General features: G+C 70.8%; 24 protein-coding genes and 1 pseudogene. 14 read left to right on the forward strand and 11 right to left on the reverse strand.

From position 1 onward, the window contains the following. Nucleotides 1-21 precede the first annotated feature (21 nt). A complete protein-coding gene (locus tag OG373_RS19465; RefSeq protein ID WP_405439402.1) occupies nucleotides 22-1,008 on the reverse strand; it encodes a helix-turn-helix domain-containing protein in 987 nt (328 codons plus the stop codon). A 265-nt stretch (nucleotides 1,009-1,273) separates the two neighbouring features. On the opposite strand from OG373_RS19465, the gene OG373_RS19470 reads away from it, so the two are divergent. Beyond that, nucleotides 1,274-1,450, forward strand: coding sequence for a hypothetical protein (locus tag OG373_RS19470; protein ID WP_405439403.1), 177 nt, complete (start codon nucleotides 1,274-1,276; stop codon nucleotides 1,448-1,450). A gap of 400 nt (nucleotides 1,451-1,850) precedes the next feature. On the opposite strand, the gene OG373_RS19475 is transcribed toward OG373_RS19470, so the two are convergent. Further along, nucleotides 1,851-2,141 carry a hypothetical protein gene (locus tag OG373_RS19475; RefSeq protein ID WP_405439404.1) on the reverse strand — a complete coding sequence of 97 codons (291 nt, stop codon included), beginning with the start codon at nucleotides 2,139-2,141 and terminating at the stop codon, nucleotides 1,851-1,853. 265 nt (nucleotides 2,142-2,406) lie between these two features. Between OG373_RS19475 and OG373_RS19480 the strand changes: the two genes are divergently transcribed. From OG373_RS19480 to OG373_RS19505, 6 genes and pseudogenes are all read left to right on the forward strand, one after another. After that, nucleotides 2,407-2,835: a hypothetical protein gene (locus OG373_RS19480; protein ID WP_405439405.1), complete on the forward strand. Its 429-nt coding sequence runs from the start codon at nucleotides 2,407-2,409 to the stop codon at nucleotides 2,833-2,835. Between the two features lie 74 nt (nucleotides 2,836-2,909). Next, nucleotides 2,910-3,320 (forward strand): hypothetical protein, encoded by a 411-nt coding sequence (locus OG373_RS19485; RefSeq protein WP_405439406.1) that lies wholly within the window; start codon nucleotides 2,910-2,912, stop codon nucleotides 3,318-3,320. A 134-nt stretch (nucleotides 3,321-3,454) separates the two neighbouring features. Further along, nucleotides 3,455-4,654, forward strand: a complete 1,200-nt coding sequence (locus OG373_RS19490; RefSeq protein WP_405439407.1) for a S8 family serine peptidase — start codon at nucleotides 3,455-3,457, stop codon at nucleotides 4,652-4,654. Between the two features lie 159 nt (nucleotides 4,655-4,813). After that, nucleotides 4,814-5,161, forward strand: a pseudogene (locus tag OG373_RS19495) (RNA polymerase subunit sigma-24); the annotation flags it as partial. Between the two features lie 92 nt (nucleotides 5,162-5,253). Next, the gene (locus tag OG373_RS19500) at nucleotides 5,254-5,730 is read left to right on the forward strand and encodes an anthrone oxygenase family protein (RefSeq protein ID WP_405439408.1); all 477 of its coding nucleotides are present in this window, start codon (nucleotides 5,254-5,256) and stop codon (nucleotides 5,728-5,730) included. A 137-nt stretch (nucleotides 5,731-5,867) separates the two neighbouring features. Continuing rightward, nucleotides 5,868-6,068 carry a hypothetical protein gene (locus OG373_RS19505; protein WP_405439409.1) on the forward strand — a complete coding sequence of 67 codons (201 nt, stop codon included), beginning with the start codon at nucleotides 5,868-5,870 and terminating at the stop codon, nucleotides 6,066-6,068. A 227-nt stretch (nucleotides 6,069-6,295) separates the two neighbouring features. Here OG373_RS19505 and OG373_RS19510 read toward each other — a convergent pair whose 3' ends face one another. Then, nucleotides 6,296-7,564, reverse strand: coding sequence for an ATP-binding protein (locus OG373_RS19510; protein WP_397732962.1), 1,269 nt, complete (start codon nucleotides 7,562-7,564; stop codon nucleotides 6,296-6,298). Between the two features lie 182 nt (nucleotides 7,565-7,746). Between OG373_RS19510 and sigJ the strand changes: the two genes are divergently transcribed. The 3 genes from sigJ (at nucleotide 7,747) to OG373_RS19525 (ending at nucleotide 10,988) form a co-directional block, all read left to right on the forward strand. After that, nucleotides 7,747-8,691, forward strand: coding sequence for an RNA polymerase sigma factor SigJ (gene sigJ, locus OG373_RS19515; protein WP_405439410.1), 945 nt, complete (start codon nucleotides 7,747-7,749; stop codon nucleotides 8,689-8,691). Nucleotides 8,692-8,804: 113 nt separating this feature from the next. Continuing rightward, nucleotides 8,805-10,007 carry an NAD(P)/FAD-dependent oxidoreductase gene (locus OG373_RS19520; protein ID WP_405439411.1) on the forward strand — a complete coding sequence of 401 codons (1,203 nt, stop codon included), beginning with the start codon at nucleotides 8,805-8,807 and terminating at the stop codon, nucleotides 10,005-10,007. An 87-nt stretch (nucleotides 10,008-10,094) separates the two neighbouring features. Continuing rightward, a complete protein-coding gene (locus OG373_RS19525; RefSeq protein WP_405439412.1) occupies nucleotides 10,095-10,988 on the forward strand; it encodes a CAP domain-containing protein in 894 nt (297 codons plus the stop codon). A gap of 98 nt (nucleotides 10,989-11,086) precedes the next feature. On the opposite strand, the gene OG373_RS19530 is transcribed toward OG373_RS19525, so the two are convergent. Genes OG373_RS19530 through OG373_RS19545 form a run of 4 tightly spaced genes read right to left on the reverse strand, consistent with a single transcriptional unit; the run spans nucleotide 11,087 to nucleotide 13,126 of the window. Next, on the reverse strand, nucleotides 11,087-11,566 hold the full coding sequence (locus OG373_RS19530; RefSeq protein WP_405439413.1) for an iron chaperone: 480 nt from the start codon (nucleotides 11,564-11,566) through the stop codon (nucleotides 11,087-11,089). 51 nt (nucleotides 11,567-11,617) lie between these two features. Next, nucleotides 11,618-12,253 carry a glyoxalase gene (locus tag OG373_RS19535; RefSeq protein ID WP_405439414.1) on the reverse strand — a complete coding sequence of 212 codons (636 nt, stop codon included), beginning with the start codon at nucleotides 12,251-12,253 and terminating at the stop codon, nucleotides 11,618-11,620. A gap of 5 nt (nucleotides 12,254-12,258) precedes the next feature. After that, nucleotides 12,259-12,687, reverse strand: coding sequence for a helix-turn-helix transcriptional regulator (locus tag OG373_RS19540; RefSeq protein WP_405439415.1), 429 nt, complete (start codon nucleotides 12,685-12,687; stop codon nucleotides 12,259-12,261). Nucleotides 12,688-12,715: 28 nt separating this feature from the next. Beyond that, a complete protein-coding gene (locus OG373_RS19545; protein ID WP_189971796.1) occupies nucleotides 12,716-13,126 on the reverse strand; it encodes a VOC family protein in 411 nt (136 codons plus the stop codon). A 356-nt stretch (nucleotides 13,127-13,482) separates the two neighbouring features. Here OG373_RS19545 and OG373_RS19550 point away from each other — a divergent pair, with 356 nt between their 5' ends. Beyond that, entirely contained in the window at nucleotides 13,483-15,315 is a 1,833-nt protein-coding gene (locus OG373_RS19550; RefSeq protein ID WP_405439416.1) for a galactose oxidase-like domain-containing protein, read from the forward strand. Between the two features lie 75 nt (nucleotides 15,316-15,390). Here the strand turns inward: OG373_RS19550 and OG373_RS19555 are convergent, their stop codons facing one another. Continuing rightward, nucleotides 15,391-15,861: a MarR family winged helix-turn-helix transcriptional regulator gene (locus OG373_RS19555; RefSeq protein ID WP_405439417.1), complete on the reverse strand. Its 471-nt coding sequence runs from the start codon at nucleotides 15,859-15,861 to the stop codon at nucleotides 15,391-15,393. Nucleotides 15,862-15,960: 99 nt separating this feature from the next. Here OG373_RS19555 and OG373_RS19560 point away from each other — a divergent pair, with 99 nt between their 5' ends. Continuing rightward, on the forward strand, nucleotides 15,961-16,803 hold the full coding sequence (locus OG373_RS19560; protein WP_405439418.1) for an SDR family oxidoreductase: 843 nt from the start codon (nucleotides 15,961-15,963) through the stop codon (nucleotides 16,801-16,803). A gap of 94 nt (nucleotides 16,804-16,897) precedes the next feature. On the opposite strand, the gene OG373_RS19565 is transcribed toward OG373_RS19560, so the two are convergent. The 3 genes from OG373_RS19565 to OG373_RS19575 all read right to left on the reverse strand — a co-directional run bounded on the left by OG373_RS19565 (nucleotide 16,898) and on the right by OG373_RS19575 (nucleotide 19,534). Then, nucleotides 16,898-18,301, reverse strand: coding sequence for an MFS transporter (locus OG373_RS19565; RefSeq protein WP_405444123.1), 1,404 nt, complete (start codon nucleotides 18,299-18,301; stop codon nucleotides 16,898-16,900). Between the two features lie 181 nt (nucleotides 18,302-18,482). Then, the gene (locus OG373_RS19570; protein WP_405439419.1) at nucleotides 18,483-18,968 is read right to left on the reverse strand and encodes a MarR family winged helix-turn-helix transcriptional regulator; all 486 of its coding nucleotides are present in this window, start codon (nucleotides 18,966-18,968) and stop codon (nucleotides 18,483-18,485) included. 176 nt (nucleotides 18,969-19,144) lie between these two features. Continuing rightward, nucleotides 19,145-19,534: an SHOCT domain-containing protein gene (locus tag OG373_RS19575; RefSeq protein WP_405439420.1), complete on the reverse strand. Its 390-nt coding sequence runs from the start codon at nucleotides 19,532-19,534 to the stop codon at nucleotides 19,145-19,147. A 113-nt stretch (nucleotides 19,535-19,647) separates the two neighbouring features. On the opposite strand from OG373_RS19575, the gene OG373_RS19580 reads away from it, so the two are divergent. Both OG373_RS19580 and OG373_RS19585 read left to right on the forward strand, forming a co-directional pair. Then, nucleotides 19,648-20,196: a potassium channel family protein gene (locus tag OG373_RS19580; protein ID WP_405439421.1), complete on the forward strand. Its 549-nt coding sequence runs from the start codon at nucleotides 19,648-19,650 to the stop codon at nucleotides 20,194-20,196. A 55-nt stretch (nucleotides 20,197-20,251) separates the two neighbouring features. After that, the gene (locus OG373_RS19585; protein WP_405439422.1) at nucleotides 20,252-21,640 is read left to right on the forward strand and encodes a chloride channel protein; all 1,389 of its coding nucleotides are present in this window, start codon (nucleotides 20,252-20,254) and stop codon (nucleotides 21,638-21,640) included. Nucleotides 21,641-21,659 lie beyond the last annotated feature (19 nt).

The following is a 21,659-nucleotide window of genomic DNA, read 5'->3' on the forward strand; positions in this document are numbered from 1 at the left end:
CATCGTGGAACAGTTGCAGCTTCAGGTAGTGAGTTCGGGGCGCGAAACGGATGCGGGCAGTGCAGTGCGGCGGTGGCGTCCGGAGGGACCGTCCTCGGGGTGGATGTCGCCGATCGCGAAGTCCGTCAACAGCCCCTCCAGTGCCTGAGCGATCTGCGGCTTACCACCACGGTGGAGGGCGTCCTGAGCGTCCCGAACCATCCGCTGAATCTCGATACGTGCGCGCGCCTTGAGCCGGTTGGCATCGCGTCGTGCGTCGGCGGCCACTGCATCAGCCTCCTGCAACAGGGTGTCGACCTGCGCGCCGGCCCGCCCGTGCAGGCTGGAGGCGTAGGACTGGGCATCGGCACTTATGCGTTCAGCCTGCACCCGAGCACTATCGACAATTCGAGCAGCCATGTTCTCGGCTTCCCGTATCGTCTCGGTAGCCGTCACTTGTGCACTCTCCTTGTTGAGAGTGGCCAGACTCATCGCATCACGGATCATCTCGTTGCAGTGCCGTTCGGTGTCGATACGCATGTCCTTCAAGCGGCCCATTTCAGTTTGCACCTGCGTAAGAAGTTCCGAGGCCTGCCGCTCCATGTCCGCCGCGCCACGAGCCTGGTCGGTCGCGGCGTCCAGTTTGCGGTTCGCCCAATACCCGGCATCGTCCGGATTGGCGATGAGGAGTTTCAGGGCCGCGATCTCCTCATGGGCATGCTTGAGCTCTTCCGCGAGTCCGGGTACGGATTCCTGCTCGGGCTCCTCCTCACGCTGGGCCTGATCGAGCAACCTCAGCCACTCCCGCGGGTTTCCACCGAGCCCCTCCACGACGTCTCGAAGGAGATCACGGCTGGGCACGCGGCCGTTGAACAGCCCTGACAAGGCGGTACGCGAATAGCCGGTGCGCTTGCTGATCTCCTCGTAGGTGAGATCCCCGGCCTGCTCCTTCAGCACACGCATCCGCTGTGCAAGCTGGGTGCGGGCCGATCCGTCGTCCGGTAAGTCCTTGAGTCTGCGACCTGCCACGAACGCGCCTCCCTATTGTTCACACCCGGCCCATTGTTCCGGAACTACTTTAGTAACGAGGCGAGTTCTGAGAAGTTGATGTTGGGGGTGCAGGTCAGCGCCTTGTTCGGCATTCTTCTCGCAGTTCGTTCATGCCTTGGAAGGATCAACGTGCGGCCCGTGTACTGGTTCTTCAGCCGGGCCTGAAGCCGGGCGACCCCCATGCAGATTCGCTCTGGGACAGCGGGGACTTCAGGCAGACGGCCCCTTTGGAGGAAGGAGAACTGTGCACGACGCGCACGACCCACACGAGGGAGAGCCTGAGCAGCCCCGCTCGCGTCGGCGCCTGGCCGACGCTCTCAAGGCCGTCGGCCGCATCGAGCCCCTGATCACCCTTACGGTGCAGATCGGTTCGCTCATCGTCACCGTGACCAGCAACTGGCCCGGCCACCCTCACGGATGACCGGGCCGGACAGAAGGATCTGATGCCAGGCCACCCCGGGGTGGAGCGGGCAGCAACGCCCCCGGGGTCGGCCGCACGCCCTCCTTAACGCCACTGTGCCACGCCTTCGCGATCCGGTGTCTCACGTAGTACCAAGTCCGATCGGCAGAATCGATCAGTCCTACGCGCACCGGCCGGCCATGTTCGCTGAGGAGCTGCACTGCTCGTTCCGGCCCAAGAGGTTCGACTCCGTGCATCCGCATGCGCCGAAGCCGGTGCCCGAAGACCCCGGCATGCCGCCCTGCGGGATGCGCCGTGTCTCCCACACTGAAGGTGGCGCCGGTGCGGAGAGCGGCCAGAGCAAGCGCGGACGCCTCGTCGTCACCGGCCAGCAGCCGCATCAGCAGATCCCTGTCCATGGTCACGACTGCCGGATGCTGTCGGCTGCGTCCAGCTCGGCCTTCCGCCGGCGGGCGTAGCCGTTCAGGTCGGCCTTGATGGTCATGACCTCTTCGACGGGGATGCGGATCGGCCAGCAGTGCTGGGCGTCGCACGAGCGCGGGAAGCTTCCGTCGATGAGCGAGATGCCGCTGAGCACCACCCAGCCGTCATCGTCGATCTCCGTGCAGAGAACCGGGTGGAAGAAGCAGTCCTCGTAGATGTCCCCTACCCGGATGCCCGCCGGGTTTCGTGGGTCTATCGCGTCGTTCATGCCGCACAACATGCCATGGCACGGACGCAGGCGCTGAAACAAAAAGCTGTGCTTCGTGTGAGAGAAGCCCCCATGGCCGCCGTGTGCCTCAGTGGGTACATCTCCCCGGCCCATCACGTAGTCGGAGGCTGATGCCGGCCGCTGGCAGGGACCGGACGCTCGAAGACCAGTCGCGGTCCGGAGTGAACTTCGGCTGGGGCAAAACCGCTGACGGCTACAAGACCATGGAACGCTACCCACCACTTCTTCTACGAGGAGAAATGACATGCGCACCAGCGAGGACAACCTCGTCGAACTCATCCGAAGAAGCGGCCTCGAAGTGGACACGGTTCAGGGCAACGAACCCGGACCCTCGGTCGAGACGGCCTGGCGGGCCATGGCGGGATTCGGAGTGGAGCCCCGTGCCTCTTTTCCCTTGGAGGGAGACCTCGGAGGGGTCCACCTGCTGTGGCTCGAACATGCTCGCCGAGCCAAGGTCATCGACGACGACGGGACCTTCCTCCTCACGGCGGTCGTCACCGGGAGTTCCGAGGTCGGATGGGTCCGCGTGCGTCTCACGGACAGTGCCGACGTCGCCCGCCTCGTGGACGACCAAGGACGGATCGAGTTCATCACCCGGTCCGGCTCCGGCGACCACATCTGCGGCATCACCGCGGAGGAGTACGACTACTGGGTCATCAGCCCGACCCTCTGAAGGGTGTAACGAAGGCCGGGTCTCGGAGACCGAGCCCGGCCCGTCCCAGTCGGCCCACCCACGGAGATTCCCAAGTGACAGAAGAAGACTGCGACATCGTGGTCGCCTGGACGCGGGGCGACACCACGGTCCGGTGGAGCGGCGCCGTCGGGGAGGTGAAAAAGCAGTACGAGCTTGCGCCGGAGGCCGTCGTGGCGTGGCGTGAGAACGGCGAGACGCTGGTGCTGGTGGTGGAAGCGCTCGATGGTGCGCCCTTCACGCCGTCGGACAACGCGGTGGTCCACCGGGCCGACGGCTCGGAGCGGTTTCGGCTGAACCCGCCGCGCGACCTGGTGTACGAGCGGCACGACATGCACGGCTTCCATGCCGCCCTCCTGCGGGACGGGCGGCCGCTTCTGATCATGGTCACGCGCAACGCGGGTGACTTCCAGGGCCGTATCGACCTGGAGACCGGCGAGATCGTGGAAACCGGCCACTGGCGGTGAGCCGACGGGAGCGGGCCGGGCAGGGACGCCGGGCGCCTGGTCGGCGGAGCGCATTCGGGTATGCCGCGGAAAGCAGCCGAACCGCCGGGCGGCTTCGTTGGGCATGATCGTTTCTGCATGATGCCCTCACCGGTATGACCGCACCCACCCGGCTCGCTCTCGCAGCCGCCATCACCGCCGCCCTGGCCCTGGGCGCCCCCCTGGCGGCCGCCTCGCAGTCCGCTCCCGCAGCACCGGAGCCCACGCCCGCGCCCCTGGTCCGCGCGGCCGACCCGGTACCCGGGCAGTACATCGTGACCCTCGACAAGCTCGTCGACCCGGCCAGAACCGCCCAGAAGCTCGGTCTGAAGCCGACGTTCCTCTACAGCAAGGCCCTCAACGGCTTCGCCGTCCCCCTCACCCCGCTCCAGCTGACCCTCGTCCGCAACAGCCTCGGCGTGAAGGCCGTGGAGGAGGACGCGAAGGTCATGTCCGTACCGAGACAGTCCCCGGCGACCGGTACCCGCGCACCGTCCAGCTCCTGGGGCCTGGACCGGATCGACCAGCAGCAGCTGCCGCTCGACAACACCTTCACCCCGCAGGGCAACGGCGCCGGGGTGACCGCCTACATCCTCGACACCGGCATCGACTACGGGCACGTCGAGTTCGGCGGCCGCGCCACCTTCGGCTTCGACGCGATCGGCGACGGACGCCAGGGCCAGGACTGCAACGGCCACGGCACGCACGTCGCGGGCACGGTCGCGGGCAAGTCGTACGGGGTCGCGAGCAAGGCGAACCTGGTCAGCGTCCGCGTCCTGGGCTGCGACGGCAAGGGCACCTACTCGGGGATGATCGCGGGCTTCGACTGGGTCGCGAAGAACGCCGCGCAGCCGGCGGTCCTCAACGGCTCGCTGGGCGGGGACCTTTCGCAGGCCCTGAACAACGCGGCGACCGCCCTCTCCGACGCGGGCGTCCTGCCGGTCCTCGCGGCGGGCAACGACGCGAAGGACGCCTGCTTGGTGTCCCCGGCCTCCGCGGAGCGGGTGGTCACGGTGGCGGCGAGCAACCGCTACGACGAGGAGACCGACTTCTCCAACTGGGGTACGTGCGCCGAGCTCTACGCACCCGGTGAGGACATCACCTCGGCCAAGCTCGGCGGCGGGGCCGTCGCCCTGAACGGCACCTCGATGGCCTCGCCGCACGTCGCCGGGGTCGCAGTCCTCTACAAGCAGGAACACCCCAAGGCGGACCCGGGCGAGATCGCCGAGTACCTGGGCGACTCGTCCACCAAGGACGTTCTCTCCAAGGTCAGCAAGAGCTCCCCCAACGAGCTCCTCTTCACCAACGGGCTGTAGCCCCCGCCCCCTCCTGCCCCTGGCTCCTCCCCCGACAAGAAGGCCCAGGTCAATGACCTGGGCCTTCTCACAATCCGGCGGGGTGTTTCGTCGAAGTGCCGAGAGTCGAAGCGGACGAGACGAGACAGGGAGCGGTCGCGACCATGAGCACCCCATCCGAGGCCGGGCAAGGAGGCATGGGAGGCCAAGGACATCAAGGCGCTCGTCGATCTCCTCGACCCCGACGCCACGATGACCGCCGACGGCGGCGGACTGGTCGGTACCGTGCTGCGCCCGGTCGAAGGCAGCGAGCACATCGCCCAGTACCTGATCCACATCTCCGACAAGGCCCCTGGACTGACACTCCTGGAACGAACGGTCAACGGCCGGCCCGGCCTGGTCGCGCAGCACTGCGGCGTCACGGTGACCGTGGCGGCGTTCAGCCTCGGCGGCGGCCGCATCACCCGCATCTGGGCGGTCCGCAACCCGGAGAAGCTCCGCCCGTGGACCGAGAACGGACAGAGCTGACCGGGCGGCGCCAGGACCGGGCCTGCGCCCCTCGGCGCCGTCAGCCGGACCCGGCCCCACAAGCACCCATGTACTGGAGCACACGAATACACATGCGCATACGACTCCTTCAGGCACTCGCCCTGCTCGCCACCGGCCTCCTCGCCGGGGCGTTCGGGTACGGCGCGGCCAATCTCGTGCCCACCTTCAACGCGGTGCCGCTCGACATGCGCCTGTCGTTCCACGCCGAGCTGATGAAGATGAACGGCATCACGATGCAGGCCGCGATGGCCGTGTCGGCGCTGAGCTCCCTCACCCTGGCGGCCCTGACACGCGGACGCGCCCGGCTGATCGCGGGATCGGCGGGTCTGCTGACCCTCGTGTCCTTCCTGATCACCCGGCTCGGCAACGTGCCGATCAACGGCCGGATCAAGGAATGGGCGCTCACCTCGCCCCCGGCCGATCACGCGGAGATCCTGCGGCGCTGGGAACTCTTCAACAACCTGCGCACGCTCACCGCCCTCACCGCATTCGTCCTGCTGATCATCCTCGCCCTGAGGCGACCGTCCGCCCCGGCGTCATCCGTGTGACGTCCGCCGAGTGACGTCCGCCGAGCGACGTCATCCGTGTGCCCCGCTTCGCGGTCGACATGATGCAGACCGTCGCCGTGCGTGTCAGCGTGATCGGAGAAGGATCCGTACCCCACGCATCAAAAGGAGTCGCCGTCATGGACGGTAGGCAGGACAAGCGCCAGGAGCCGGGCAAGGGGCGCGAGGCGCAGGAACACCATCGCCCCGGAGACCCCGCGCAGCCCCGGCCCGGCAGGTCGTCCCGCGAGAAGGGACACAAGGGCGGTCAGCAGGAGACCTCGCGCCACCGCGAGGACGACCTGCTGCGCGAGGAGGATCTGCACGACGAGGGGCTCTGACCGGCGCGTCACCCCCTTCGACCCCTTCGACGGCCTAGTGCTGTGACCGGAAAGGTTTGCCGGGTCGCGGCGTCCGGTGCATGGGGTCTCCCCAGGCCCGCAGGGCCTGGGGGAAGCATCGCAAGGCGGAGGGCCACGGGCCGTACTGGACGTACTTCCGTGGTCCGACAACGCGGCGAGGTGCCGTGCCGGGCGTCGCGACCCGGTGGACCATTCCGGTCACAGCACTAGATGCGGGCGAACGTCTCGGTCTGCTGGGCGAACTCCTGGGCCATGGCGGCGCTGACCGTGGGCCTGGTGTCACCGATCGTGCGCAGGTAGTCGTCGGTGGTGGGGCGGGCCCGGGTCCCGGTGTCGAAGGTGCGCTCGAACTGGACCTGGGAGACCGTGCGCGCCACATGGGCGATGTCGGCGGGGGTGAACCCCTCGCTGGCGGACGTCAGCACCGCGCTGTCGGCCTCCGCGCCCGCTCGGGCCAGGTAGCTCTCCCACAGCGCGACCCTCGCGCGGTCGTCGGGCGGGCCGATCGGCAGCACGTAGTCGAAACGGCCGTGCCGCAGGAACGCGGGGTCGAGCGTGGTCACGTCGTTCGTGGCGCAGACGAGCAGCCGTCCGTCCTGGCCCCGGAAGCGGACGATCGCCTTGAGCAGCTCGTTGACGACGCCGACGGCGGTCGCGTCCGCGCCGCTGCGGGTGCCCGCGATCTCCTCGACCTCGTCGATGAAGACCAGGACGTGGTCGAGCCGGGCGATCTCGTCGAAGCGCCGGTTCAGCCCGCTGGCCAGGCCGTACTCGGCGGCCAGCCGGGCGGGGAACAGTTCGAGGAAGGGCCACCCCAGACGGCTGGCGATCGCGTGCGCGAAGGTGCTCTTCCCCGTCCCGGGCGGCCCGAACAGCATCACCGCCCTAGGCAGCTCCACTCCGTGCTGGGCGGCCATTTCGGGATGGGCCAGGGGCAGGACCAGGCGCCGCTCGATGAGCTCCTTCTCCCTCTGCATGCCCGCGACCTTCTGCCACAGTCCTCCGGGCGGCAGCTCCGCTCCCAGTGACGCGAGCATGCTGACCGCCTGGGCGGTCACCCTCCCGCGCTTCTCGAAGAAGACCATGCCCGGACGGGCGCCGAAGCCGCAGTTGTGCAGGGCGGTGGCACCGGTCGCGCCGTCGGGCAGGACGGCGTGCACCGTGCGGACCCCACCGGCGAACAGCCGGTGCTCCAGGGCGGTGATCAGGTCGCTGCCCAGCCCCTGGTGGCGCCAGGCGGGCGCCATGCTGATGCGCAGGATCCACGCCCGGTCGCCCTCCACCCTGCTCACCACGGCGCCGACCACCACCTCGTCCGCCGTGGCCACCACCGCCGGGTGGAGGGCCTGGAGGGCCGCCACGGCGTCCGAGAGCGGAAAGAGGGGTGACTCCTCGGCCGTGCCGCTCTCCGCATCGACGCGGATCACCGCTTCGAGATCGTCCTGGGTGTAGTCCCTGACGCGCCAACCCGTCATGAGCAGCTCCGCGTGTTCGGCCGTACTCCCATCATCGGCCGATGTTCACGGGACGCGCGCGACAAGGACCGCGCGCCCGGGCCGTGACAGGCCGACGACCTGGGCCTTCGTCGGTCTCCGGGCCTCTGCCGCCCCCTGTGGGCCCCTGCCGTTCCGCCCCGGGGGCGCCTAGGATCGCGAGCATGGCCCTGATCATGAGTGACGTGGACCGGTTCGAGACCGCCAGGCCGCGGCTGGAGGCCATTGCCTACCGGCTTCTCGGCTCGGCGAGCGAGGCCGAGGACGCCGTGCAGGAAACGTTCCTGCGCTGGCAGGCGGCCGACGTCGGGCGGATCGAGGTGCCTGAGGCCTGGCTGACGAAGGTCCTCACCAACTGGTGTCTCAACATGCTCACTTCGGCACGCGCCCGGCGCGAGACGTACGTGGGGAGGTGGCTGCCGGAGCCGCTGCTCGCCGGGGACCCGATGCTCGGCCCGGCCGACACCGCCGAGCAGCGCGAGTCGGTGTCGTACGCCGTCCTCGTGCTGCTGGAGCGCCTGTCTCCGAGCGAGCGGGCGGTGTACGTGCTGCGCGAGGCCTTCGACTACCCGCACCGGGAGATCGCCGAGATCCTGGAGATCACCGAGGCCGCCAGCCAGCAGACCTACCACCGGGCCAAGAAGCACATCGCGGACGGCAGGGCACGCACCGAGATCGACGAGGTCGCCGCCCGGAAAATCATCGAGGAGTTCCTGGCCGCGGCGACCAGCGGCCGTACCGAACCCCTCGTACGCCTGCTCACGCAGGACGCCGTCGCGGTCGGCGACGGCGGCGGAAAGGTCCCGGCCCGCGCGAAGGCGTTCGAGGGCGCGCTCGCGGTCGCGACGTTCATGCGCGGGATGTTCAAGCCCAGCGCGGCCAAGCGGGCCCATGTGGGCGGCACGCCCGAGATCTACGCCACGACCGCCAACGGCGGGCCCGCCATCGTGGCGGTCGTGGACGGCCGGGTTGCCGGGATCATCTGCCTGGAGGCCACCGCGGAGGGCATCGCCGCCATCCGCAGCCAGGTCAACCCCGACAAGCTCGTCCGCGCGACCGAGCAGTGGGCCGCCGCGGACCACGGGGAGGCCCCGCTCCACACCCTCTGAGGTGGTGTGGCGCAGGTCACATTCCGATCCTGTCAGGAAACGCGGGGCTGTCCGGTTCAAGAGGCGAAACCACGCCGGACAACGGCGGCCCCCGCCCAGACAGGAGCACGGACATGCAGCACCGCATCGTCGTCCTCGGAGCCGGCTACACCGGTGCCATCGCCGCCGGCCGCCTCGCCAAGCGGCTGCACCACGAGGACGTCACCATCACCCTCGTCAACCCCGAGCCCGACTTCGTCGAGCGCGTCCGGCTGCACCAGATCGCGGTCGGCCAGGACCTCAGGCCCCGGCCGTTCGGCGAGATGTTCGCGGGCACGGGCGTGGAACTGAAGCTCGGAGAGGTCGCCGCCGTGGACGTGGACCGCAAGACGGTGGCGGTCGTCGCCGCGAACGGCCCCGAGCGCGAGGAACTGGAGTACGACACCCTGGTCTACGCCCTCGGCAGCGGCTGGAACGACGGAGGCGTCCCGGGCACCGCCGAACACGCCGACGAGATCTCCAGCCGCCCCGGCGCCGTCCGCCTCCGCGATCGCCTGGCCGCCCTGAACGCCGGCCGGCCCGTGGTCGTGGTCGGCGGCGGCCTGACCGGCCTGGAGGCCGCGACCGAGATCGCCGAGGCCCGCCCGGACCTCGACGTCGCTCTGGCCGCCCACGGCGCCCTCGGTGAGTGGCTCTCGGAGAAGGGACGCGCCCACCTGCGGAAGGTGGTGGACGGGCTCGGCATCACGGTCCACGAACACACCGCGGTCGCCGCCGTGGAGGCGGACCGCGTGACGACCGCAGACGGCCGGACCGTCCCCGCCGAGGTCACGGTCTGGACCACCGGCTTCGCCGTCCACCCGATCGCCCGGGCCACCGCCCTGGAGCTCACCGACGGCGGCCGGATCGTGGTCGACGACACGATGCGCTCGGTCTCCCACCCGGACGTGTACGCCGTCGGCGACGCGGCGATGGCGATGGGCCCGGGCGGCAAGCCGCTGCGCATGTCCTGCGCCTCGGGCGTCCCCATGGCCTGGCAGGCCGCCGACGCCATCGCCGCCCGGCTCGCCGACACCAAGGTCCCTCACATCGGCATCCGTTACTCCCAGCAGTGCATCTCCCTCGGCCGCAAGGAGGGTCTGATCCAGTTCGTCACCGCCGACGACCAAGCGGTCGAGCGCGCTCTGACGGGCCGCCTGGCCGCCCGCTACAAGGAACTGATCTGCAAGGGCGCGGCCTGGGGCGTCGCCAACCCGACCGTGGGCCTGCCGTCCCGCCGCCGGCGTGTCGTACGACAGGAGACCGCGAGCCGCGCACGGACGGAGGCGGCGGTCTGAATCCTGCGGGAAAGGTGTTATCGCCGCGCGCCTCGCGGGTCTCCTTCTGTGTCAGGCCAGGTGGGCCGTCACCTCCGAGGAGATGCGATGCGGGATCTACGCCATCACGACGACGAGTTCGCGACCGACCGGCCGCGTCGGGGCCGGGGCAGGGGCCGGGGCGCGCGCCGGGCCGTGGGGCACCGCGGGAGCCGTCGCAGGGCTCCGGTGCTGGCGGCGGCCGCCGTCGTCCTGCTGGCCGGTGTCGGTGCCGCGGCCTACACCCTCGGCTCCGACGGGGCCCCCGAGCGCACGGCGGCGGCAGGCACCCGCTCGGCGCTCGGCGGCCGGCCGAGTCCGGCGGGCCCGGACCTCATACCGGCCACCGCCACGGTGTCTCCCACGGCGGGTACGAGCGCCTCCGCGGCCGGTGCGACGCCCGTCCCGGGAGCCACCGCATCCCCGTCTCCGGCGAAGGGCGGCGACCGGAGCACGGCAGGAGCGCCGGCGGAACGCTCCGCCGGGCCCACCGCGCCGAGCAGCCGCCCGGCTGGCAGCGGCCCGACGGGACCGGACCCCAAGGTGCCCGGTGCCCGCACCACGACGCAGGACGTCGGCGAGGCCCAGGCGCTGTCCCTGCACCTGCTGAACGCCGAACGCGCCGCCGTCGGGCGGCGTCCGCTCGCGCTCAAGCAGGACCTCAGCGACTTCGCCCGCAAGTGGGCCGAGCACATGAAGAACAGCGGTTTCTCGCACTCGTCGTCGGACGACCGGGCATACCTGAAAACGGGCTCGCGCACATGGACCGGCGAGAACATCGTCTGGTACAGCGATGCCTCGATGACCGCCCAGGAGGCCGCCGAGAAGTTCCAGTCGATGTGGCGCCACAGCCCCGGCCACTACAAGGCCCAGGTCAACCCGGACTTCACGGAGGTCGGGGTGGGCCTCTACCACGACTCCTCGGGCTGGTGGGGCGTGCACAACTTCTCCGACGGCAAGTGAGGCCCGGCCTTCACGACCCTTCCGGCGAGGGGGCGCCGAGCGGTTCAGCCGGGCGTGGGCGGCGATCGGGCGCGGCGAGGCCCCGGGGCGGAGAGGGCTCAGCTCGCCGCTCGTGCGATGAGCTCGGCGATCAGCGCCTCGTCGGCCGGGGTCGGCTTCGTCAGGGCGTAGGACGTCGGCCACATCGTGCCCTCGTCGAGGTTGGCCGGGTCGCTGAAGCCGAGGGTGGCGTACCGGGTCTTGAACTTCTGCGCGCTCTGGAAGAAGCAGACGACCTTGCCGGCCTTGGCGTAGGCGGGCATCCCGTACCAGAGCTTCGGGGAGAGCTCCGGTGCACCGGCCTTGACGATGGCGTGGAGCCGTTCGGCGAGGACCCGGTCCGCGTCCTCCATCTCGGCGATCTTCGCCAGGACCTCGGCCTCCGGGTCCGGCTTGGCCGTGCGCGCACCGCGGCCGCGCCCGGCCGCCCTCAGCTCCCGGGCACGCTCCTTGATCGCGTCCCGTTCCGCGTCCGTGAAGCCTTCGGTCTGCTCCTCGGCCGCGCCGGTGTTCCTCGTCGTCGTCTGCGTGCCCTTCATGGCATGTCCTCTCTCGCAACGCTTGCTCGGGTGGTGGTGCCGGGCGGGGAGTCAGGCAGTGGCGGCGGGGGCGGGGGCCGCTGCCGCGGCCTCCCACGCGAACCCGTCCGGGTCGGTGAAGGGGCCGCCGTCGCCGCCGATCACGAGCCGGTGGGAGCCGGTGCCGTCGATCGGGACGCCGAGGTCCTTGGCCAGGGCGCGGCGCCCGTACAGCGCCACCTTGAAGGGACTCGACGGGGTGGCGAACTCGACGTACTTGCTGCCGAAGCTCCGGGCCACGGCGAGGCCGTGGTCGACGTAGAACCGCTTGCTCCCGGCCACGTCGGCGACGCCCAGCAGGAGTACGAGGTCGTCGATCCGGCCGGTCGCGGGACCGGAGTCCCGCTTGGCGGAGGTCGCGACCTTCCAGATCGTCCCGTCCGGGGCCTGGACGACCCCGCCGTAGCCCCAGAACGACTTCGAGGCGGGCTTGAGGGAGGTGGCCCCGGCGGCGAGGGCCGCGCCGACGAGGGCGTCGACGTCGGCCGGGCGGGGGACGGTGAGGGAGAGCGCGCATCCGCGGAAGCCGGTCGTCGGTGCTTGTGAGGCCCGCAGGCGGACCTGCGTGCCCGGCACGAAGGCGGCGTAGAAGTCGTGGGCGGCCGTGGTGTCGGCCACCTCGAGGGTGAGGGTTTCGGTGGAGGTCATGAACATCACGCTAGGGCCGGCTGCGGGGCGGATGCTTCTCGAATCCTGACCGGTTCCGCCGGCCGCTGCGCGGTACGCGCGTAGGCGCCCGGCGCCATGGCGACCAGCTCGGTGAAGCGGGCGCCGAAGATGCCCGGCGTCGCGCAGCCGACGGCCCGGCCGACCTCGGTGGGCCCGAGCTCGCCGGCCCGCAGCAGGGCCTTCGCCCGCTCGATGCGACGCGCCGTCAGGTAGGCGTACGGAGACGCGCCGTAGGCGAGCCGGAACTGGCGGCCGAGGTGCCCGGCCGCCATGCTCGCGGCGCGCGCGAGCTCCTCGACGTCCAGCGGACGGGTGTACTCGCGGTCGAGCCGGTCCCGGACGCGGCGCAGCCGCGCGAGGTCCGACAGGTGCGCCGCCTCGATCAGTGCCTGTCTCCACGCGGGATGACACATGGCTGAGCCCCCTTCGTCGGTGTGCCGCTCAGCGGAGTTCCTGGATGCGGATCAGGTTGCCCGCGGGGTCGCGGAAGGCGCAGTCGCGGACGCCGTACGGCTGCTCGGTCGGCTCCTGGACGACTTCGGCGTCGGCGGCCTGGATCTTCTCGAAGGTGCTGTCGAGGTTCTTGGTGGCCAGCAGGATCCAGCCGTAGGTGCCCTTGGCCATCATTTCGGCGATGGTGCGGCGCTCGGCCTCGGTGATACCGGGGTCGGCGGCCGGCGGGGCGAGGAGGATGCCGGTGCCGGGCCGGTCGGCGGGTCCGACGGTGATCCAGCGCATTTTGCCCTGGCCGACGTCGCTGCGGACCTCGAAGCCGAGGACGTCGCGGTAGAAGGCCACGGAGGCGTCCGGGTCGTCGTGCGGGAGGGTGCTCAGGTGAATGCTGATGTCCATGGCCGAAACGCTAACTGCGCCTGGACGAACGGCGCTTCTCGAATCCTGACCGATTCGGCTCCCCGCCCGGCCCCGGTGTCACACGCGCCGGGCGCCGTGTCACGGTTTGCCAGGACGGTCGACACGGCTCTTGATCACTACGGGCTGCGGCCGGGCGGGGGACCGTCGAGCGCCGCTCGGGCCGGCTTCGGCGCAGCTCAGAACGGTGCCGTCACCCGGGCGGCCCGAGGCGCGGACGATCTTCCCGGGGTGCGGCCCCCGACGCGGCGGCATAGGTCTGTGCTCGTGGGCGTCACAGGCGTCCCATGCCCCCGTGCGGGGCCACCGCTGCTTCAGCAGCCCTGGTGAGGAGTCACATGTCACGCATCAAGCGCCGGTCCGCCCGGCGGACCGCGCACCGAGCCGCCCGCCGAGCCACGATCTCCGTCCTGGCGGCCGCCGCCCTGGTCACCGCCGTCCCCGCGGCGGCGCACGACGGTTCGAGCCGCCCCGAGGAGAGAGCCGCTCTCGGCGCCGAACACGCGCAGGAGCATACGAAGGTCCGCGAGCAGCTCCTCAAGCTGGGCGGGTACTCCCAGCTCGCCCGGATCGACAGCCTGAACTCACTGACCCGCTCCCAGGGCGAGGTGAACTCGCGCTTCCACCCCAAGACGTACGGGCAGTTCGCCGAGTACTTCCCGTCCCCGGACTTCGCCGCCCACATCGCCATGCTCCCGACCGGCAAGGTGCTGCTCTTCTCCTTCGAGCGGATGGAGAGCGACCCGACCGAGGAGCCCGCGCCGACCAACACCCTGGGCCGGGCCAACGCCGGCCGCGCCTTCCTGTGGGATCCGCGGCGGGGAACGGGACCGGACGCCTTCAAGAAGGTCACCCCGCCCGAGCTGGTCGTGCCGGACGGCACGGGCGAGAAGCGCCCGGCGCCCTTCTTCTGCGCCGGACATGCCTTCCTGCCCAACGGCATGCTCGGCGTCTTCGGCGGCAACCTCGGCTACGGCGGCGGCGCCGGCGCCAAGCTGTCCCTGGTCTTCGACCCGTGGACCGAGGACTGGTCCGTGAACAAGGACATGGAGGTCGGCCGCTGGTACCCCTCCGTGGCCACCGCCCCCGACGGCCGCCTGCTGATCATGTCCGGCCACACGGACCAGGGCTGGGGCACGTCCACCTCGGTCATCGAGCGCTTCCCCGCCAAGAACCACCCCGTTCCCTTCGAGAAGACCCTGATCCCGAAGGACGTCCCGACCGACACCCTGCGCGTGGACGCGCCGTTCGGTGCCGACAGCGACTACCCGCACCTGTTCACCCTGCGCGACGGCAAGGTGTACGGCCTGGGCCGCCACGCCACCAGGCAGTGGGCCTTCGACCCGGTCGCGGAGACCCGTACGGACCTGCCCGCGCGCCCCGACGGCATCCACCGCGGCTACGGTTCGGCCGTACCGCTGCCCGCCGGACTGCGCGGCCCCGACTCCGTACTGGTCCTCGGCGGCGACCGGGACGACCCCAACACCTACCGGCTGACCAGCGGCGGTGCCTGGGAGAAGCAGCAGCCCCGCGCCTTCGGCCGTACGCAGGACGACACGCTGCTGCTGCCGGACGCGAGCCTGCTGACCGTCAACGGCGCCCACGGCATCCGGGACTACGGCAACGGCGACTACAACCCCAAGTCCGACCTGAAGTACCGGCAGACCGAGACCCGCAACGCCCTCGGGGAGTGGAAGCTGGGACCGGCGCAGCGGCTGCCGCGCGGCTACCACTCCAACGCGCTCGTGCTCCCCGACGGCCGGATCATGGTCACCGGTGACGAGCTGCAGCAGCTCGCCAACGACCCGAAGATCGACGACGACATGAACGGCAGCATCGAGATCTTCGAGCCGGCCTACCTCCACCGGGGCAGCCGACCGGTGCTCGACCGCGCCCCTGAGGGGCCGCTGCGCTACGACACCGCCTTCAACGTGGGGACCTCCACGCCCGACCGGGTCAAGAAGGCCGTCCTGCTCGCCCCGACCACGGCGACGCATTCGCTCAACACCAGCCAGCGCCACCTGGAGCTGGGCATCGTCAAGCGCCACGGCAACAACCTGCGCCTGCAGGCTCCGCCCTCCGCCAATGACGCCCCGCCCGGCTACTACATGCTCTTCCTGCTGGACGAGTACGGGGTGCCGAGCGCGGCCAAGTGGGTCTCCTTGAGGTAACCCGCCGGCTGCTCACCGCACGCCGCTCACCGCACTTCGTACGCCACAGCCCCGGGTCATCGGCCCGGGGCTGTGTCAGCGCGGGCGCAGCGCGTTCTGGCAGTCCACGTACTTCAGCATGAGGCGGGCGAACTCGAGGCGTTCGCCCTCGGCCCAGTCGGCCGTCACCTGCTCGAACGCCGCGCGCTGGTGCCGCCGGAAGCGGTCCATCATGTCCCGGCCCTCGGGGCTGAGGTGCAGGATCGTACGGCGGCCGTCCCGCTGGGAGGCGGCTCGGACGAGGTAGCCGGCGGAGATGTTGTCGGAGACCATGCGGCTGGCCACCGACGGGTCGACGCTCAGGTACTCGGCCACGCCGCCGACGGTGATCTCGCGGCCGTCGCCCTGCTCGGCCTCCAGGACGATGTTGAGGACCAGGGTGCGGCTGAGGTCCTTCTGGGAGATCGGGTTATCGACCTCCAGGAGCATGGAGCGCCGCAGTTTCCCGAAAGCCGGACCCACGGCGTTCAGCAGTTCCTCGTCGGTGGCCGGCTCGCGCTTCGTCATGCCCCTCATCGTACATACGTGAACCTCCACAGGCATGTGTTGACATGAAAACGTGTGCATGTGAGCATGCATATGTCATCACGAACGAATGGAGTTTCCGTGACCCTCCTGATCACCGGCGCCCGCGGCCAAGTCGGCCGGGCCGTCGTCGAGCGCCTGCATGCGGCCGGCCTCCCCGTCCGCGCCGCCAGTGCCCGCCCCGCCGAACTGACCGTCCCGGCAGGGGTCGAGACCGTCGAGCTCGTACTCGACCGGCCCGAGACCTTCGCCGCCGCGCTCCGCGGTGTCCGCCAGGTCTTCCTGTACCCCCGGCCCGCCGGCATCCACGACCTGGTCGAGGCCGCCGAGGCCGCCGGGGTCGAGCACGTCGTCCTGCTGTCCTCGTCCTCGGTGCTCGCCCCCGGCGCCGAGAGCGACCCGCTCGCGAGCCACAGCCTCACGGTCGAGCGCGCCCTCGCCGACTCCGCCCTCACCACCACGTTCCTGCGCCCCGACGCCTTCGCCAGCAACTCGCTGGGCTGGGCCCGGTCCATCAGCCACTCGTTGCCGGTCCAACTCCCTTACCCGGACGCGCACATCGCGCCGATCCACCCCGAGGACATCGCCGACGTCGCCGCCCGGGCCCTGACCGGCGACTCCCTCACCGGCCGCTCCCTCACCCTGACCGGATCCGAGTCGCTCACCTTCCGCGAGCAGCTCGCCGTCCTCGCGGACACCCTGGGCCGCGCGATCCCGGTCGAGCACATCGGCCGCGCCGAGGCGGAGCAGCAGATGGGCCGGCACATGCCTGCCCCGATGGTCGGCTCGCTGCTCGACCTGTGGGAGGGCGCGAACCACGGCCCCGCCGCCATCGGCGAGACCACCGAAACCCTGCTCGGCGTCCCCGCCCGCACCTACCGGCAGTGGGCCCGCGAGAACGCGGCCGCCTTCACGGACAACTGACGCACCGAACCGCCGAACCGCCGACCCTCCGGAGGAGGAGCAGGACATGAAGCCCACACCGCCGTCACCGTCCTGGAGCGCATGACCCGCAACCTCACCGGGCCGCGAGACGGCTCTCCCGTCCGGCGGGAGCCGGCCGCGGGGAGCGCTCCGGGCCCCGCGGGATCGTGAGGGCGACGGCCAGGGCGGCCAGGAGCAGGGCGGCGCCGACCGCGAAGGCCAGGTGGTAGCCGCCGGTCAGGGCCTCGGGGACGGGAGTGCCCGCCGCGGTGAGGGACTCGGTGCGGGAGGCGGCCAGGGTGGAGAGGACCGCGACGCCGAGGGCCATCCCGATCTGCTGGGTGGTGTTGAAGAGCCCGGAGGCCAGGCCTGCGTCGGCCTCCCTCGCGCCGGACATGCCCAGGGAGGTCAGGGCCGGGAGGGCGAGGCCGAAGCCGGCGGCGAGGAGCATCACCGGGAGCAGGTCCGTGAGGTAGTTCGCCCGGTCGGCCTGAGCGGGTACGCGCGTCAGCAGGCCGAGTACGCCGACCAGGAGGACCAGACCGGCCAGCAGGACCCTGCGCTCGCCGAACCGGCCGGCCAGGCGGGCCGAGACGGTCAGCGAGACGAGGCCGATGGCGACGGCGGCCGGCAGCATCGCGAGACCGGTCCCGGCGGCGGAGTAGCCGAGCACCTTCTGCATGTAGAGCGCGACGAGGATCTGGAAGGAGAAGAGCGCGGCGACCATCAGCATCTGGACGAGGTTGGCGCCGAGGACGCTGCGCGAGCGGAAGATCCGCAGCGGCATGAGCGGGTTGCGGGCCGTGGCCTGGCGGACGAGGAAGCCGGCGAGCAGGGCGAGCGCGAGCGCTCCGGGGCCGAGGGTGCGGGCCGAAGTCGCGCCGTACTCCTCGACCTTGACGACCGTGTGGATCCCGAGCATCAGGCCGGAGGTGACGAGCAGCGCGCCGGGGACGTCCGCGCCCGCCCTCAGGCCGAGGCCCCGGTCGCCCGGCAGGGCCGGGAGGGCGACGAGCAGCACCGCGATGCCGATGGGCAGGTTGATGAAGAAGATCCAGTTCCAGGTGAGCGCGTCGGTGAGGACGCCGCCGAGGACCTGCCCGAGGGAGGCGCCGGCCGCACCGGTGAAGCTGAACACCCCGATGGCGCCCGCCCGTTCCCGCGGTTCGGTGAAGAGCGTGACGAGGATGCCGAGGCTGACGGCGGAGGCGGCCGCACTGCCGGCGCCCTGCAGGAAGCGGGCCGCGATCAGCACCTCGGGCGAGGTGGCGAGACCGGCCAGCAGGGAGGCGGCGGTGAAGACGGCGGTGCCCGCGAGGAACATCCGCTTGCGGCCGATCAGGTCGCCGAGGCGGCCGGCGAGCAGGAGCAGCGAACCGAAGGCGATGAGATAGGCGTTGACGACCCAGCTCAGCCCGACGGGGGTGAAGCCGAGGTCGTCCTGCATGGCCGGCATCGCGACCGTGACGATGCTGCCGTCGAGGACCGTCATGAGCATTCCGGTGGCCAGGACGCCCAGGGCGAGCCGGCGGGAGCGCGAGGAGGAAGGGGCTGGTGCGGCGGTGGGCACGGCGGTCTCTCCTGTCGTTGGAGCCAACAGGAGAGACCGTAACAGATAGTTTTGTTGCAGACTATCTTTTACGGATCTAGATTGGTGAGCGCGTTCGCCGAGAATCCCGCTACCCCTTCTGCCGCGCCCGCCGGGCCGGGCGCGGGCTCTCCACAGGGGCCTCCAGATGGCCCGTGACCAGCCGGTTCAGCGCCCGGAGCAGCGCCTCGCGCTCCTCCACGGGAAGGGCCCCCAGCGCGCCCTCGTGGACCTGATCGACGATCTTCTGACTCTCGCCGGCGACCTTCGCCCCCTCCTCGGTCACCACGATGACCCGGGCCCGCCGGTCGGTACTGGAGGGCCGGCGCTCGGCGAGACCGGCCTTCTCCAGCGCATCGACGGTCACCACCATGGTGGTCTTGTCCATGTCGCCGATCTCGGCCAGCTGCGCCTGCGTGCGCTCCTCCTCCAGGGCGTGGACGAGGACGCAGTGCATGCGCGGGGTGAGCCCGATCTCGCCCAGCCGCGCACTCATCTGCGTCCGCAGCACGTGACTGGTGTGGTCCAGGAGGAAGGACAGATCCGGTTCGGTGCGCGTGGGTGCCATGGCCGTCATGCCTGCCAGGGTAACGAGGATCGATCCGTCGCGGATTATCGGCAAGCGAACCGAATCTCCCGTGCAGCAGCCACCCGCCGGGGCTAGGCCGTCTCTTCCGGATCTTGCCGGGCCCGCGACGCCCGGCACGGCACCGGACGACGCGGACCTGACCGACAAGACCCGAAAGAGACGACCTAGGCCAGGATCTTGGCCTTGGCCCGGTCGAATTCCTTCTGGGTGATGTCGCCCTTGTCCTTGAGCGCGGAGAGCTTGTGCAGCTCGTCCGCCGAGCCGCCGCCGGTCCCGGCCGTCTGCTGCACGTAGGAGCGGAAGGCCGCCTGCTGCTGCTCCGCCTGCTCCTGTTCCCGTTCCTGCATGCTGTCCCCGCGGACGATCAGGTACACGAGAACGCCCAGGAGGGGCACCACCAGCACGAGGATCAGCCAGCCCGCCTTCCCCCAGCCGCCAAGGGTGTGGTCACGGAAGAGATCCGTGATGACCTTGAAGAGGAGGAAGAACCACATGACCCAGACGAAGAAGAGCAACATCGTCCAGAAGATGTCGAGAAGCGGGTAGTCGTCCATGCTCGGCTCCGATCAGGCCCGTGGTAATTCATTCATACAGGCGCCCCCGGCGGTCCGCATGCCGACGGCCGGCTCCGGTCGCGCGATGGGCTCCCGGCCGCTCTCCTGAAGCCATGGAACGCACCGCAGCCGCACAGCGCCGACGCGCCCTGCTGGGCCACCTCCTGCGCTCGGTGTTCTCGGCCGCCCTGCTGACCGGGCTCTACTTCGTGGCGCCGCTGGAGGGCGGGTTCGGCATCGTCACCGTCCTGACGCTCGTGCTCGGCCTGGTGGTCTTCGGCCTGCTGACGACCTGGCAGATCACCGCCATCTCCCATGCACAGTTCCCGCGGATGCGCGCCCTGGAGGCACTGGCCACCGGTGTACCGCTGTTCCTGGTGCTGTTCTCCGCGACGTACTACCTGCTCGCGGAGCAGGACCCCACCTCCTTCTCGGAGCCGCTGACCCGCACGGACGCCCTCTACTTCACGATCACCGTGTTCGCCACCGTGGGATTCGGGGACATCGTCCCCACCATCCAGGGCAGCCGGGTGCTGGTCACCTTCCAGATGGTCGCCGACCTCATCCTCATCGGGGTCATCGCCAAAGCACTCGTCGGCGCGATCAAAATCGGCATGCACAGGCGCAGTTCGCAGGCACCCGGCCTGGACGACGAGCCCTGAGCGGCGAAGCACGCCCCCGGGGTGGACCATCGAGGAAGCGGAAAGGAAGTGAGCCATGCCGCAGTCGCGTCCTCGATCCGAACCGCCCCCCGGCGGAACGCAGCCGCAGGAGGCCGACGTCCTCAGGCAGACCCTCCGCAGCCCCGGATACCTCAAGCTGCTGCTCTTCTGCGCGCTCATCAGCATCCCGGTCTCCCTCGCGTCGTTCTGGTTCCTCGCCGGGCTCCACAAGCTGGAACACGTGATGTGGGCGGACCTCCCCGAGGCCCTGGGCTGGGACGCGCCGCCCTGGTGGTGGCCGTTCCCCCTGCTGTTCGTCGCCGGCATCGTGGTCGGTCTGGTCGTCACGCACATGCGCGGCAACGGCGGTCACCTCCCCGCGGCCGGCCTGCACACCGGCGGGGCCTCCGCCTCCTACCTGCCGGGAGTCGTGATCGCGGCGGTGGCCAGCCTGCCGCTCGGAGCGGTGCTGGGTCCGGAAGCCCCGCTGATCGCCCTCGGCAGCGGGCTGGCCCTGCTGTTCCGCAACCTCGCGCAGGCACCCGTGACCCCGCAGGGCACCGCACTCGTGGGCGCGGCGGGAGCCGCGGCGGCCATCTCGACGATCTTCGGCAATCCGCTGATCGCCGCGGTACTGCTGATCGAGGTGGCGGGCGTGGGCGGGCCGCAGCTGTTCGCGGTGATGCTGCCGTCCCTGCTGTCCGCCGGGGTCGGGGACCTGGTCTTCACGGGCCTCGGACGCTGGACCGGGCTGCCGGTCGGGAGCCTGAAGCTCGACCTGGGCGTACCCGTACCGCACCTGGACGCTCCCGACGTGCTCTGGGCGGTGCTCATCGCCGCGGCCCTCGCCGCCGCCCTGCACCCGGTGCTCACCGGGGCCCGGTACATCGCCGCGTACGTGCTCGCGAGGCGGACCGTCCTGCGGACCGTCCAGTGCGCCCTGGCCGCCGCGGCCTGCGCCGGCCTCTACGCGCTCATCACCGGCCGCTCGCCCGCCGAGATCGCCGGATCGGGTCAGTCGACCATCGGCACGCTGGCCGCCGACCCGCATGCCTGGGGCGTGGGTGCGCTGATCGGCGTACTGATCTTCAAGGGCGCCGGCTACGCCATCTGCCTAGGCAGCCTGCGGGGTGGCCCCATCTTCCCCGCGCTGTGCCTCGGCGCCGTGGCGGGCGTCCTGCTCGGTCCGCTGCCCGGCCTCGGCATCGTGCCCGCGATGGGGGCCGCCATGGCGGCGACCGCCGCCAGCGCGCTGCGGCTGCCGGTGAGCAGCGTGGTGCTGGTGGTCCTGATGCTCGGCGGCACCGCGATGATCCCGGTCGTGATCATCGCGGCCGTGGTCGCCTTCGTGGTCACCGAGTTGCTGCCCGTCGGACCGGCGATCCCCGACCTGCCCGCCGTACCCGCGGCGCCCGCAGCGCCCGCAGCGCCCGCCGCGAAGTAGCCGGCCGGCGCCCCGTGTA

Source organism: Streptomyces avidinii, from assembly GCF_045161815.1.
Classification (GTDB): Bacteria; Actinomycetota; Actinomycetes; order Streptomycetales; family Streptomycetaceae; genus Streptomyces; species Streptomyces avidinii.

Coding starts and splice junctions, on each gene's coding strand:
- OG373_RS19475 (WP_405439404.1), bottom strand. CDS start 2,141: ATGAACGACGCGATAGACCCACGAAACCCGGCGGGCATCCGGGTAGGG.
- OG373_RS19480 (WP_405439405.1), top strand. CDS start 2,407: ATGCGCACCAGCGAGGACAACCTCGTCGAACTCATCCGAAGAAGCGGC.
- OG373_RS19490 (WP_405439407.1), top strand. CDS start 3,455: ATGACCGCACCCACCCGGCTCGCTCTCGCAGCCGCCATCACCGCCGCC.
- OG373_RS19500 (WP_405439408.1), top strand. CDS start 5,254: ATGCGCATACGACTCCTTCAGGCACTCGCCCTGCTCGCCACCGGCCTC.
- OG373_RS19505 (WP_405439409.1), top strand. CDS start 5,868: ATGGACGGTAGGCAGGACAAGCGCCAGGAGCCGGGCAAGGGGCGCGAG.
- OG373_RS19510 (WP_397732962.1), bottom strand. CDS start 7,564: ATGACGGGTTGGCGCGTCAGGGACTACACCCAGGACGATCTCGAAGCG.
- sigJ (WP_405439410.1), top strand. CDS start 7,747: ATGGCCCTGATCATGAGTGACGTGGACCGGTTCGAGACCGCCAGGCCG.
- OG373_RS19520 (WP_405439411.1), top strand. CDS start 8,805: ATGCAGCACCGCATCGTCGTCCTCGGAGCCGGCTACACCGGTGCCATC.
- OG373_RS19525 (WP_405439412.1), top strand. CDS start 10,095: ATGCGGGATCTACGCCATCACGACGACGAGTTCGCGACCGACCGGCCG.
- OG373_RS19530 (WP_405439413.1), bottom strand. CDS start 11,566: ATGAAGGGCACGCAGACGACGACGAGGAACACCGGCGCGGCCGAGGAG.
- OG373_RS19535 (WP_405439414.1), bottom strand. CDS start 12,253: ATGACCTCCACCGAAACCCTCACCCTCGAGGTGGCCGACACCACGGCC.
- OG373_RS19540 (WP_405439415.1), bottom strand. CDS start 12,687: ATGTGTCATCCCGCGTGGAGACAGGCACTGATCGAGGCGGCGCACCTG.
- OG373_RS19545 (WP_189971796.1), bottom strand. CDS start 13,126: ATGGACATCAGCATTCACCTGAGCACCCTCCCGCACGACGACCCGGAC.
- OG373_RS19550 (WP_405439416.1), top strand. CDS start 13,483: ATGTCACGCATCAAGCGCCGGTCCGCCCGGCGGACCGCGCACCGAGCC.
- OG373_RS19555 (WP_405439417.1), bottom strand. CDS start 15,861: ATGACGAAGCGCGAGCCGGCCACCGACGAGGAACTGCTGAACGCCGTG.
- OG373_RS19565 (WP_405444123.1), bottom strand. CDS start 18,301: ATGCTCATGACGGTCCTCGACGGCAGCATCGTCACGGTCGCGATGCCG.
- OG373_RS19570 (WP_405439419.1), bottom strand. CDS start 18,968: ATGACGGCCATGGCACCCACGCGCACCGAACCGGATCTGTCCTTCCTC.
- OG373_RS19575 (WP_405439420.1), bottom strand. CDS start 19,534: ATGGACGACTACCCGCTTCTCGACATCTTCTGGACGATGTTGCTCTTC.
- OG373_RS19580 (WP_405439421.1), top strand. CDS start 19,648: ATGGAACGCACCGCAGCCGCACAGCGCCGACGCGCCCTGCTGGGCCAC.
- OG373_RS19585 (WP_405439422.1), top strand. CDS start 20,252: ATGCCGCAGTCGCGTCCTCGATCCGAACCGCCCCCCGGCGGAACGCAG.